General features: G+C 40.6%; 14 protein-coding genes. 2 read left to right on the plus strand and 12 right to left on the minus strand.

The annotated features are described in order from the left end of the window. Window positions 1-201: 201 nt before the first annotated feature. Window positions 202-588: a hypothetical protein gene (locus DWW33_RS10445; protein WP_118639459.1), complete on the minus strand. Its 387-nt coding sequence runs from the start codon at window positions 586-588 to the stop codon at window positions 202-204. Window positions 589-599: 11 nt separating this feature from the next. Further along, window positions 600-836, minus strand: coding sequence for a helix-turn-helix domain-containing protein (locus tag DWW33_RS10450; protein ID WP_118639460.1), 237 nt, complete (start codon window positions 834-836; stop codon window positions 600-602). A gap of 464 nt (window positions 837-1,300) precedes the next feature. Between DWW33_RS10450 and DWW33_RS10455 the strand changes: the two genes are divergently transcribed. Together DWW33_RS10455 and DWW33_RS10460 are read left to right on the plus strand one after the other, a co-directional pair. Then, a complete protein-coding gene (locus tag DWW33_RS10455) occupies window positions 1,301-2,242 on the plus strand; it encodes a hypothetical protein (RefSeq protein ID WP_118639461.1) in 942 nt (313 codons plus the stop codon). 178 nt (window positions 2,243-2,420) lie between these two features. Continuing rightward, entirely contained in the window at window positions 2,421-2,657 is a 237-nt protein-coding gene (locus DWW33_RS10460) for a hypothetical protein (RefSeq protein ID WP_147404720.1), read from the plus strand. A 195-nt stretch (window positions 2,658-2,852) separates the two neighbouring features. Here the strand turns inward: DWW33_RS10460 and atpC are convergent, their stop codons facing one another. From atpC to DWW33_RS10510, 10 genes are all read right to left on the minus strand, one after another. Then, window positions 2,853-3,269 carry an ATP synthase F1 subunit epsilon gene (gene atpC, locus DWW33_RS10465; RefSeq protein ID WP_117699298.1) on the minus strand — a complete coding sequence of 139 codons (417 nt, stop codon included), beginning with the start codon at window positions 3,267-3,269 and terminating at the stop codon, window positions 2,853-2,855. A gap of 31 nt (window positions 3,270-3,300) precedes the next feature. After that, window positions 3,301-4,701, minus strand: coding sequence for a F0F1 ATP synthase subunit beta (gene atpD, locus DWW33_RS10470; RefSeq protein ID WP_022243511.1), 1,401 nt, complete (start codon window positions 4,699-4,701; stop codon window positions 3,301-3,303). A gap of 15 nt (window positions 4,702-4,716) precedes the next feature. After that, window positions 4,717-5,610, minus strand: a complete 894-nt coding sequence (gene atpG / locus DWW33_RS10475) for an ATP synthase F1 subunit gamma (protein WP_118540792.1) — start codon at window positions 5,608-5,610, stop codon at window positions 4,717-4,719. An 18-nt stretch (window positions 5,611-5,628) separates the two neighbouring features. Then, window positions 5,629-7,149 carry a F0F1 ATP synthase subunit alpha gene (gene atpA / locus DWW33_RS10480; protein WP_442970220.1) on the minus strand — a complete coding sequence of 507 codons (1,521 nt, stop codon included), beginning with the start codon at window positions 7,147-7,149 and terminating at the stop codon, window positions 5,629-5,631. Further along, on the minus strand, window positions 7,146-7,664 hold the full coding sequence (gene atpH / locus DWW33_RS10485; RefSeq protein WP_118639464.1) for an ATP synthase F1 subunit delta: 519 nt from the start codon (window positions 7,662-7,664) through the stop codon (window positions 7,146-7,148). The genes atpA and atpH overlap by 4 nt, the downstream gene beginning before the upstream one ends. Then, the gene (gene atpF, locus DWW33_RS10490; protein ID WP_118639465.1) at window positions 7,642-8,094 is read right to left on the minus strand and encodes a F0F1 ATP synthase subunit B; all 453 of its coding nucleotides are present in this window, start codon (window positions 8,092-8,094) and stop codon (window positions 7,642-7,644) included. The genes atpH and atpF overlap by 23 nt, the downstream gene beginning before the upstream one ends. Before the next feature lie 33 nt (window positions 8,095-8,127). Continuing rightward, window positions 8,128-8,358, minus strand: a complete 231-nt coding sequence (atpE, locus tag DWW33_RS10495; RefSeq protein WP_012743658.1) for an ATP synthase F0 subunit C — start codon at window positions 8,356-8,358, stop codon at window positions 8,128-8,130. A gap of 56 nt (window positions 8,359-8,414) precedes the next feature. Further along, on the minus strand, window positions 8,415-9,101 hold the full coding sequence (locus tag DWW33_RS10500; protein WP_117698228.1) for a F0F1 ATP synthase subunit A: 687 nt from the start codon (window positions 9,099-9,101) through the stop codon (window positions 8,415-8,417). A gap of 309 nt (window positions 9,102-9,410) precedes the next feature. After that, a complete protein-coding gene (locus DWW33_RS10505; protein ID WP_022243517.1) occupies window positions 9,411-9,731 on the minus strand; it encodes a rhodanese-like domain-containing protein in 321 nt (106 codons plus the stop codon). Between the two features lie 23 nt (window positions 9,732-9,754). Continuing rightward, window positions 9,755-12,421 carry a hybrid sensor histidine kinase/response regulator gene (locus DWW33_RS10510; protein ID WP_118639466.1) on the minus strand — a complete coding sequence of 889 codons (2,667 nt, stop codon included), beginning with the start codon at window positions 12,419-12,421 and terminating at the stop codon, window positions 9,755-9,757. Window positions 12,422-12,495 lie beyond the last annotated feature (74 nt).

Here is a 12,495-nt window from a genome sequence, read left to right on the forward strand (position 1 = left end):
ATAAAAATACCGACCTCCAATCGTTAGATTTTTTGGTCTAACTTTTAGGGGTCGGTACACAGATGCCCTTCCTTTTTGCTAATGATAAATCGTTATTTCTTATAGTAATGTCCATCTATATATGATAGCACTTCAAAAACAACTAACAATAATGTTAATACCTCCATTATACTCATCTGTTTCACCTCATTATTTTTTCTATTAAGTTAAAAATATCAAATCCGATATTCCATCCACAATCATAAGTTCATCTCGTCTGACAATATATTCCTTTAAACACCAATTCAAACACTCTTTCATACACTTTTTAGAAACTAATACCTTATATGTTTTTCCAATTTTCAAACTAAAGCGCCAATATTTCCACTCATCGCCAGTATTTATAATATTAATATGTGGTTCCTTATATAATACTCTTTCCGGACTAACTTTTTCTAATTTTCTTCTTTCTTTATTACGATTATAATTTGCTATATATGTTACTCTCCCTACGATACACTCTCCAAGCAAGCCTACTTTCCTGACATATAAATAATAATACTCATTCTCCTTGTAAATAAGATTTTCAGGTCTTTTTCCTAACTGCATCTCAAGTTCTTTTACTTTATCGTCATTTTTTTATCAGTCCTATAAAAATGCTCTTCAAAATTTAATTGATATAACTGGCATAACTTCTTTGCAATACTTTCTGTCGAAACTATATTTTCTTCTTCTATTCGTTCCAAAGTTCTTACACTATATCCAATATTGTCTGCTACAACTTCTTTTGTTAAACCCAAAATCTTTCTCATTTCCTTTAAATCTGCAATTGACTGATATACCATTTTTTGTTCCATTTTCTTTTTCGCCTTTCGCTTAAATTACATTTAGTACTAACTGTTTAACATTATTTTACCAAAGTACCATAATAGTTTCAACGACACGTTTTTTTTATCAAAAAGTCTGTAAGTCCCTTTATTTTCTGGTTTTTTCATCATTGTGCTTGTACCGGATTTTATACTTCTAATACTTTTTTCATATTTTTCCGTCTTGCTCCTGCCTTCTTCCTATGTTAAAATGTGAAAAAGCATATATTATACAATCTATATGGCACTTTCTATAGTTCAAATCCGGTTCTGCATAGAACCCCGCATTTCTGTATCTATCTATGCTTTTGATTCACTATTTAACTAAAAAGCAGGAGCGATACAGTATGGAAATAACTGCCATTATTCGATAGCAGATAATCTTTTGCCACTGGATATGATATTTATTTTCTATTGCTGCTTATCCTCCTGCCACACACAAGGAGGACTTGCCTATGACAGGAAAAGCACATGAAGCAAATGAAACAACGAAACGCACACCGGTGGCGAACCGCAAATTTAAGGACACTGTTTTCCGGATGCTGTTTTCGGATAAGGAAGCACTATTATCCCTTTACAATGCAATTAATAACAGTCATTACACGGATTCCGGTGCCCTCGAAATTGTAACCCTGGAAAATGCCATTTACATGGGAATGAAGAACGATCTGGCTTTTATTCTGGACATGAATCTCTATCTATACGAGCATCAGTCCACAATGAATCCAAATATTCCGCTTCGGGATTTATTCTACATCGCAGCGGAATACCAGAAGCTTGTGGATAAGAAATCCCTGTATTCTTCTGCACTACAAAAAATTCCAAATCCCCATTTTATTGTATTTTATAATGGAAGCACACCGATAGATGACTGCTATACCAGCCGTTTGTCAGATGCTTTTTATCATGTAACTGACAATCCATCGTTAGAACTTATTGTTACTACATTCAATGTAAACGCAGGACACAACACCGAGTTAATGTCCCATTGCCAGATATTAAAGGAATATTCCATTTATGTTGCAAAGGTTCGTTCCTTTGCAGAACAGATGCCTTTGGATGATGCCGTGCAAAAGGCTGTCACCGAATGCATTCAGGAAAATATTCTGGCAGATTTTCTTAGGAAGAATCAGGCGGAGGTAATTGCTATGAGTATTTTTGAATATGATAAAGTTGAAGAAGAGAAAAAACTGAGAAAAGCCGAATTTGACGCCGGTGTTGAACAAGGGATTGAGCAGGGATTAAAACAAGGTGTTAAACAAGGTATTAAGCAGGGACAGAAACAGGCTTCTACCGATACTGCCCTTCGCCTTTTAAAAACAGGAAAATTTGATACGAAAGAAATAGCTGAACTTTGTAATCTTCCTTTGGAGGATGTTACTGCACTCATGAAATAACTTTGTTTCAATTTTTCACTAACATCCTATTGCCAGATATTCCATTTATGTTGCAAAGGTTCGTTTCCTTGCAGAACAGATGCCTTTGGATGATGCCATACAAAAGGCTGTCACCGAATGCATTCAGGAAAATATTCTGGCAGATTTTCTTAGGAAAAATCAGGCGGAGGTAATTGCTATGAGTATTTTTGAATATGATAAAGTTGAAGAAGAGAAAAAACTGAGAAAAGCTGAATTTGACGCCGGTGTTGAGCAGGGATTAAAACAAGGCGTTGAACAGGGGATTGAGCAAGGATTAAAGCAGGCTTCTACCGATACCGCCCTTCGTCTATTGAATACCAGAAAATTTGATGTAAAGGAAATCGCAGAACTTTGTAATCTTCCTTTAGAGGACGTTACTGCACTCATGAAATAACTTTTATATTACATAAATATTTGATACCTATAGAACCTGCCACCGGCAGCTCAAGAAACCCGCAGACCACCTGTTTTCAAACAGATAATCTGCGGGTTTCCTGCTATAATCCTATTTCAAATTCTATTTCCGGTTCTATCTATATTATATCTTCATTTATAACACTATCACAGCATATCTCGACTTTTCTGTTGCTTACTGGTACTTGCTGGTTGCCTTCAGCCGGGTCAGGGCACGGGATAAGGATGCTCTGGAATGATAGTATTCCTGGATGCTCTGCTTCTGCCTCATCTGCTCCTCGGCACGTTCTTTTGCTTCTCTGGCACGGGCAACGTCAATCTCTTCCGGACGCTCTGCAGTTTCTACCAGAAGCGTCACACGGTTGTTGACGATTTCCACAAAACCCATGCCAACTACTGCGTATTCCCAATTTGCAGTACCTTCCGGCTGAAAACGCATTTCACCCTCATCAATGGCAATGACCATATCTTCATGGTGTGCTAAAATCTCTTTCTGTCCGTCATATTCCGGAACAATCAGAGAACGGCATCTGCCGGCATAGAATACCCGGTTTGCTGCAATTATTTTTAAATAAAATGTATTTCCTGCCATACCTGTACCTCTATTCTAAAGATGATAGCTCCTATGCATTCTGGTGTTCCATCTCTTCTGCTTTACGGATAACGTCTTCTACTGTTCCTACGTTGAAGAATGCATTTTCCGGATACTGATCCATATCACCATCGATGATTGCCTTGAATCCTCGAATGGTTTCAGATAATGGAACGTAAACACCCTTTACGCCGGTAAAGTTCTCTGCTACATGGAACGGCTGTGATAAGAACTTCTGAATCTTTCTTGCACGATATACCAGTAACTTGTCCTCATCTGCCAGCTCTTCCATACCAAGAATTGCGATGATATCCTGTAACTCTTTGTATTTCTGCAGAATCTCCTGTACTTTCCGGGCTACCTGATAATGTTCTTCTCCAACGATGTCTGCCTCTAAGATACGGGATGTAGATTCCAGCGGGTCTACTGCCGGATAAATACCCTGCTCTACAATCTTTCTGGAAAGTACGGTGGTCGCATCCAGATGTGCGAAAGTAGTAGCCGGTGCCGGGTCAGTTAAATCGTCTGCCGGTACATAGACTGCCTGTACAGATGTAACAGAACCATTCTTTGTAGATGCGATACGCTCCTGCAATTCACCCATTTCAGTTGCCAGTGTCGGCTGATATCCTACTGCGGAAGGCATACGTCCTAACAATGCAGATACCTCAGAACCTGCCTGTGTGAAACGGAAAATATTGTCGATGAAAAGAAGCACATTCTGGTGTTTCTCATCACGGAAATATTCTGCCATGGTAAGTCCGGTCTCAGCCACACGCATACGTGCTCCAGGCGGCTCGTTCATCTGACCGAACACTAAGGCAGTCTTCTCTAATACACCGGATTCCTTCATCTCTGTCCAGAGGTCATTACCCTCACGGGAACGCTCTCCAACACCGGTGAAAATAGAATATCCACCATGCTCTGTTGCGATGTTACTGATTAACTCCTGAATCAATACGGTTTTACCTACTCCGGCTCCACCGAACAATCCAATCTTACCACCTTTTGCATATGGTGCTAAAAGGTCGATAACTTTAATACCGGTCTCTAAGATTTCCTCTGCCGGGTTCTGGTCTTCAAATGCCGGCGGTTCACGATGGATGACCCATTCCGGTGCATCCTTCAATGGTTCGCCACCATCGATTGCTTCTCCTAATACGTTGAACAGTCTTCCCAATGTCTGCTCTCCGACAGGAGTTTTAATTCCGCTTCCTGTAGCGGTTACTTCCATATCACGGCAAAGTCCTTCGCTGGAAGCTAACATAATACAACGTACCGTATGATTTCCGATATGCTGTGCCACTTCCATGATGCACTTCTTATCGCCGTTTTTCACTTCAAGGGCGTCTTTGATTGCCGGCAATTCTTCGTCTTCAAATGAGACATCCACTACCGGACCTAACACCTGTATAATTTTTCCTGTCTTCATGAAAAAGCCTCCTTATCACTGCCTCTTTTTCCGTTTCTGAGCCTTCGCTCCTGCAATGACCTCGGTTATTTCCTGGGTAATTGCTGCCTGTCTTGCACGATTATATAAGATATCAAGTTCATGGAGCATATCTCTGGCACTTTTGGTTGCTGCCTCCATTGCCATCATTCTTGCGTTCTGCTCGCAGGAATAAGACTCAACTAACGCTCCATAGATGAAACCAACTACATAATCCGGTACAATTCTATCCATCACTGCCTCCGGAGATGGTTTCAATGCCAGTTCCTCCATCGGAATATCTGCAGGCAGTTTCACGTTAAAACTTGCTTTCTTCAGTGGGAGCAGTTGTCTGATCTGTGTCTCCTCCTGAATCGCATTGACCATGCTGGTATAGATGATATAGACTTCGTCTAACTCTTCTTTCCGGTACAGTTCCAGAAGTTCCTCTGCAATATTTCTTGCACGGTTCAGTGTCGGATTCTGTACGGTATAGTGGAACTGCTTATCAATCTCAATTCCACGCTGTTCAAAATAGTGACGGCCTAACTCACCTAATACAAACAGTTTGTTATTTTTATGTGCTTTCAAATGCTCCTCTGCAAGCTTTAATACATTATGGTTATAGGAGCCTGCCAGACCCTTATCTGCCGTAATAACAATATAACCTACCATCCGTTCTTCCGGCTTTTTCTCTTCGTTGGTCTTAAAATAAATGTCCTCAATATCCGGAAGATGTCTTAAGATTCTGCTCATTTCCGACTGCAGGGTAAAGAAATAAGGTTCTGTGTCAGAAAGCATTTTCTTTGATTTCTTCAGCTTCGAAGAAGAAATCATATACATTGCATTGGTAATCTTCAATGTATCATTGATACTCTTCATCCGATCCTGAATTTCCTTTGCATTTGCCATAACAACACCTGCTCATTCCTATTGATTTCTACTGTCTTCGAATTCTTTTGCAGCCGCAACAATCTTATCGGTCAGTTCATCGGAAAGCACTTTGGTTTCTTCGATTTCCCTGCCGATTTCCGGATGCTTCAAATCCATATATTCAAGAATCTCATTCTGATACTGTTTTACATTCTTTGTTTCTACTTTATCAAATACACCATGGTTTGCCATACACAGTGTCTCTACCTGTTCATGCAGGGAAAGCGGATGGCAGAGTGGCTGTTTTAAAAGCTCCATCAATGCTTTTCCATGCTGTAACTGTGCCTTGGTCATATCATCAAGATCCGATGCAAACTGGGTAAATACTTCCATCTCACGATACTGTGCCAGGTCGATACGGATACTTCCGGATGCCTTCTTCATTGCCTTGGTCTGTGCAGCACCACCGACACGGGATACGGACAAACCAACGTTGACTGCCGGACGCATACCTGAGAAGAAAAGGTTACTCTCTAAGAAAATCTGTCCGTCTGTAATGGAAATGACGTTGGTCGGAATATATGCGGATACGTCTCCTGCCTGTGTCTCAATGATTGGCAGTGCGGTAATGGAACCTCCGCCCAATTCATCACTTAAACGACTGGAACGCTCTAACAATCTGGAATGTAAGTAGAATACGTCACCAGGATAAGCTTCACGTCCCGGAGAACGCTCTAACAGCAGAGAGATTGCACGATATGCTACCGCATGTTTGGATAAATCATCATATACGATTAACACATCTTTTCCCTGATGCATAAAGTATTCTGCCATTGCAGTTCCTGCATATGGTGCGATGTACTGCATGGATGCAGGATTACTTGCAGTTGAGGAAACCACAATGGAATAATCCATTGCATCATGCTTGGTCAGTGTAGATACGATTTTTGCTACACTGGACGCCTTCTGTCCGATGGCAACATAGATACAGATTACTCCTTTGCCTTTCTGGTTAATGATGGTATCTGTTGCAATGGAGGTCTTTCCGGTCTGACGGTCTCCGATAATTAACTCTCGCTGTCCTCTACCAATTGGGAACATGGAGTCAATGGACAAGATTCCTGTTTCCATTGGTGTATTTACTGATTTACGTTCTACAATGCCCGGTGCTTCCTCTTCGATTGGATGATAATCATCTTCCTTAATCTCGCCCTTTCCATCAATCGGCTCACCTAATGCATTGATAATTCTTCCAACAAAGCCTTCCCCTACCGGGATTCCGGCTTTTTTCCTGGTACGAACCACTTTGGTTCCTTCTTTGATTCCGGTATCACGGCCGAATAAAATAACACCGATTTCATTCTGTCTGATATCCTGTACCATTCCTTTGACACCGTTATCAAATACAACAATTTCACCATACATTGCATGGTCAATTCCGTAAATGGTTGCAATTCCATCACCAACCCAGATTACGGAACCGGTCTCACGACTGGATTCATCCCAGTCAAATTCTTCTATCTCGCTCTGGATAATCGAGATTATGTCTGCAGCACTAATTGCGCCCACAGGCTTCACCTCCCTGTTAATTTTCTTTCCAACTGACGTAAGCGGCCTTCATAGCTTCTGTCATATTCTTTATGATGAACCTTAATGATGTATCCGCCTAAGAGATTCTCATCTTCCTTTTCTGTCAGAACAATCTCACAGTCGGGATATTTCTCTGCAAGAATCTTTCTTGCCTCTGTTTCTTCTTCCGGCTGTGGTGTGCCTGCACAGGTCAGTTCTGCACGCAGGATATGATTCTGTCTGTCCCAATAGAGATAAAATGCATCCAGGATATCCTCCATTTCTCCGATATAACCCAGTCTGCACATCATCTTGGTATAGTTCACAAGCACCTTGGATAATCCGGCATCCTGATAAATCTTCTCTATCACGGCATCCTTCTTATGTATGGAAATCACCGGACTTGTGAGAACCTTAAGCAGTTCCGGTGTAAGCTCATAAAGCTCCCGGAGTTCATCTGCCTCCTGTCTTGTGGCACCCAGCCGATACAATACCTTTGCGTTATTTACTGCTTCCTGTGTCATGAGCATCACCTGTTTTCATAATTTTCCGTGCAGCGATGACTGCCAGTCTGGCAATCTCAGCCTGAGCTGCCTGCTGTGCCTTTTCCTGCTCGTTTGCAATATCTTCCTTGGCTTTTTCTAACATATGCTCAGTCTCTTCCCGGGTCTTCTCTACCGAGCGTGCATGTTCTTCTTCTGCTCTTGCTCTGGCATCAATAATAATCTGGTCTGCCTCCGTTCTTGCATCCGATAAGCGTTCTTCATAATCTGCCTTTAATTTTCTGGCATCTTCTTCGCTTTTCTTTACATCATCGAACTGCTTCTTTACCATTTCTTCTCTTGCCTCAATCACATTCATGACTCTCTGATAAAGAAATTTACGAAAGACTACATATAATACCAGCAGATTTACAACGGTCCATAAAATATTCCAAAAATTAATGCTAAGCATTTCCCGTACCTGCCTTTCTATAATCTTTCTTTATTATTTTAAGAAGAGGATGATTAACAATGCAATAACGAATCCGTAAATAGCAGTTGCCTCTGCCAATGCACATCCAAGAAGAAGTGATTTGCTGATTTTGCTCTCTGCTTCCGGCTGTCTTGCAATTGCATCTACTGCGGATGATGTTGCTTTTCCAATTCCAAGTCCTGCTCCAATACCTGTTAATACTGCGATACCTGCTCCGATTGCTACTAATAATGTTGATGACATAATATGCACTCCTTTTCTTTTCTACTTTTTTGTTTCTCTTTTTGTTTTTTTCTTCCCTATTCGGTTGCTTCTTTGACGAACAATGCGGTCAGAAATACGAATACATATGCCTGAATCAATCCGTCAAAAATGTCAAAATAACAGCTAAATACTGCTGGCAGAATTGCCGGTACTACCATTTTCAGCAATTCCATAATGACAAATGAACCTAATACATTTCCAAAAAGTCGCATACACAGCGACAATGGTTTGATAAAGACCTCCAGAATATTGATTGGAAGTACTACCGGCATCGGCTCTGCAAAACTCTTAAGCCAGCCCTTCGTTCCTTTCCTGCGGATACCCGCCATCTCAATCAATATGATACTCATCAGGGACAATGCTGCAGTAACATTCATATCCTTGGTCGGTGGTTTAAATCCCAGCAGACCGATTAAGTTGGCAATTCCAATATAGATTGCCACCGTCATAAGATAAGGAATATACTGCTTTCCATTCTCGCCTATGGTATCCCGGAAGAAGTTATTCAACCCGTTTACAGCCGTTTCCAGAATAATCTGTCTGCGTCCCGGATGTTCCACACTTAAGTTCCTGGTCAGGAGTATGCACAGCACAATAACTACTGCCATGATAATCCAGGTTACTACTACGGATTCATAAATGGGAATGCCTCCGAAAATCGGAATTGTAAATACCGTTTCACAGTTCAATTCTTCCATCAGGCTATTTACCAGAGCATCCATCTGTCTCACTTCCTTCTGCTGCTCTAAGGCATTTTTAAATCGTTAAAATTCTAACAAGAAAAAAATGCAAACGCAACCGTTTTCTTCCTGCAAAAATAGGTCTGACCATTTGCTGTTTTTTCGTGTAAATATTCCATATTCTTCTGCAATTTTTGCCAGTTTTTTGGTTGTTTTTTTATGCAATTTGTACACTTGCGTCAATTTGTATATTTTGGTATTAAAAAAATGCAGAAATTTCCTGTTTTTTCACAAACATTTTCTGCATTTTTCTTATTCTTTATAGACTTTATACAATTTTAATCATTAAGCTTACTTCACCAGAATTCCGTGGTGTTCCTCCATATAACCGCCGAAAATGGCATTCTTATAGCCTAATTTCTTAAATGCTTTTACCGCCTTTTCGGACCGGTAGCTGTAACTTCCTATAATATAAAAAGATTTTTCCTTATCCGGGAATCTCCGCAAAATACGGTCTTCCGTTATCTTGTCCAGCGGAATATTCTTTGTTCCTGCCACATGTCCTTTCTGGTAATCTTCCTTTGCCCGGCAGTCAATTATAATTGCATTTTCCGAAGTATGCGCTGCATTGATTGCTTCATTTACAGTCAGACGTTTCTTAAAAATACCCATTCTTCTGTTCCCTTCTTCTTTTGTTATGCTTTTGCCTGCATATAAATCCGGATGTTTTCTTCTAATAAATCCAGATCCACCGGTTTGGCAATGTGTGCATCCATCCCTGCTTCCATACAGGTCCGGATATCTTCCGCAAAGGCATTGGCTGTCATGGCAAAAATCGGTATTTTCGCTGCTTCCTTCTTCTTAAGTCTCCGGATTTCTTTCGTTGCATCATAGCCATTCATAACAGGCATCTTAATGTCCATTAAAATAATATTATATCGTCCTTCCTCCGCTCTTGCAAACATTTCTACTGCTTTCTTGCCATTTACTGCCCGGTCACAGTCTGCACCTTCCATTTTTAACAGTTCTTCCAATATTTCTGCATTTAAATCATTATCATCTGCTATCAGAAAACGCATTCCTTTTAATGTCATTTTCTCTTTTTCTGTTGCTTGTCCTTTTCCCTGCAATTGCTGCTCTTTTCTTGCCTGTTCGATGCACCGTTTAAAATTTGTCACAAAAAACGGCTTGCTTAAAATACTTTGAATTCCAGCATAACCCGCTGCTTCTTCTATCTCCTTACAATCATAGGCAAAAAGCAGTAATACTGTTTTCTCTCCCAGAATCTGATGCAATTTTTCTGCTGTAGTAACACCATCCATTCCCGGCATCTTCCAGTCTATAATTACAACATCCCAGGTCTTTGTTTTTCCGGCTTCCACAGCCTGTTCTGCCATATGAACCGCCATTTTGCCGGAATCTGCTGTCTGCACATCAATCCCAAACGGATGCAGCGTATCCATAATATATCTTCTTGATTCACTCTCATCATCAACCACCAGTACCTGGCTTATCTTCTGCAGTTTCCACCAGTTAACCTTCTCCTGGTACTTTATTTTCCGGAAATTCAAAATCACCTCAAAAGTAGTTCCTTTTCCAAGCTTACTCTTCACATGAATGCTTCCACCCATTAACTCCACCAGGCTCTTGGCAATTGGCATTCCAAGACCCGTTCCGGAAACCGGATTAACAGTGCTTTGCACTTCCCGGCTGAATGGGTCAAAAAGATTCTTAAGATACTCTTCACCCATCCCCTGTCCATTATCACTGATCCGGAACTGATACTGTGCAAAGTTTCCCTTTTTCTTTGGTACTTCTGTAATATCAAATACTATCTTACCGCCCTTTGGGGTATATTTTACTGCATTGGATAAAATGTTCAGCAGTATCTGCTTCAGACGTAATTTATCTGCTTCCACTTCTTCTGTTTCTATCCGATGTACATGAATCATGAATTCCTGCCCCTTCTCTCTGGTCTGTGAACGGATGATCATATCCAGTTCTTCCACCAGTTCAGCAATATTCGTGTTCATAATATTAAGGACCGTTTTACCGGCCTCAATCTTCGACATATCAAGGACATCATTAATGAGTCCAAGCAGATGTTCCCCTGAATAAGTCAGTTTTCTTGCATATTCCCGGACACAATCCGAATTTTCAGCATCTCTTGAAATCAGTGTAGCCAGTCCCATAACCGCATTTAAAGGAGTCCGCATATCATGGCTCATATTGGATAAAAATACACTTTTCGCTTCATTGGCACGCTCTGCCTCTGCTTTTGCCGTATTTGCAAACAGCACCGTCTCTTCCAATGCAGAATTGACTTCTTCCAGCTTCTCTGCTGCTTCTGCCTGCTGCATTGCATTTCGTCTCGCGTAAGCTACCTTATTCTTTTCATTATAAATCCATAGAATACTAATACCCAGTGCTGCTAACATTGCAATGATAATGCAGGTCACTGTCAGCCAGATATGCAGCATCATAATCTGATAATCTGCCAGTACATTCTGCACAATCGTAATGTCCACTTCACAGGCTATCATATACTGTGTTCCTTTTAATGCACGATACGAAAAATAGTCGGACTCATTTTCACGTTCCAGGGTTATACACCCGGAACTTCGTTCTGCATAGTCCGACTTCACTTTTTCATAATCTTTCTTATTCATAATCTTTTGTTCATGGTAACTGTCAAACAGATTATAATTTATGGTTACTTCGCCCGGCTCATTATTAATGCTTGCGTACGCCACTTCGCCGTTTTCATCCATGACATAGATATTAGCCTGTCCGTTATAAGCAGACGTTACAAAAAGATCGTTAATAATCTGTGGCCGGAATAGAAATGCAATTGCTTCATATTCTTCCCCATTGACCCAAAAAGAATCTACTGATTTTGCAATTATAAAGATTTCCTCTCCATCCTTCCAGGTGCAGTACTGGGCAATTCCTTTATTCTCACCAAATAATTCCGACAATCCATCCTGCATCTGTATCCTGCCATTCAGTCCACGCATACACAGATATTCGCCTTCATCATTAACAAAGACAATATCCCGCACCATATCACTTTCCATGGAGTCAAAATAGTTCTGGTAATCTTTCAGTTCTGCTTCCCTTTCCCCATCCCCGAACATATATTTTTCAATAGAATCTATCTGTTCATAAGTAATCTCCAGACGGTTCCGGTAAGCACGCTCCATCTGTTCCATCAGTTCAGATAAACTCTGTTTGCTGTTCTTATCAATGTATTGATTTGAACCCCCAAGGTCTTTTGACATCCAGCCAAATATCAAAGCCATAACCACAATACATACAATCAATACCGTAAAAACCTTTTTTTCCTGCTTTTCCTTTTTCATCCCGCATAATACCTTCCAATCTGTTTCAGATTATCAGACTGGTTCCTGCAAATTTTGTCGAAAAAGCAAGATGT

The sequence above is a fragment of the Roseburia sp. AF15-21 genome (assembly GCF_003479505.1).
Lineage (GTDB): Bacteria > Bacillota > Clostridia > Lachnospirales > Lachnospiraceae > Roseburia_C > Roseburia_C amylophila.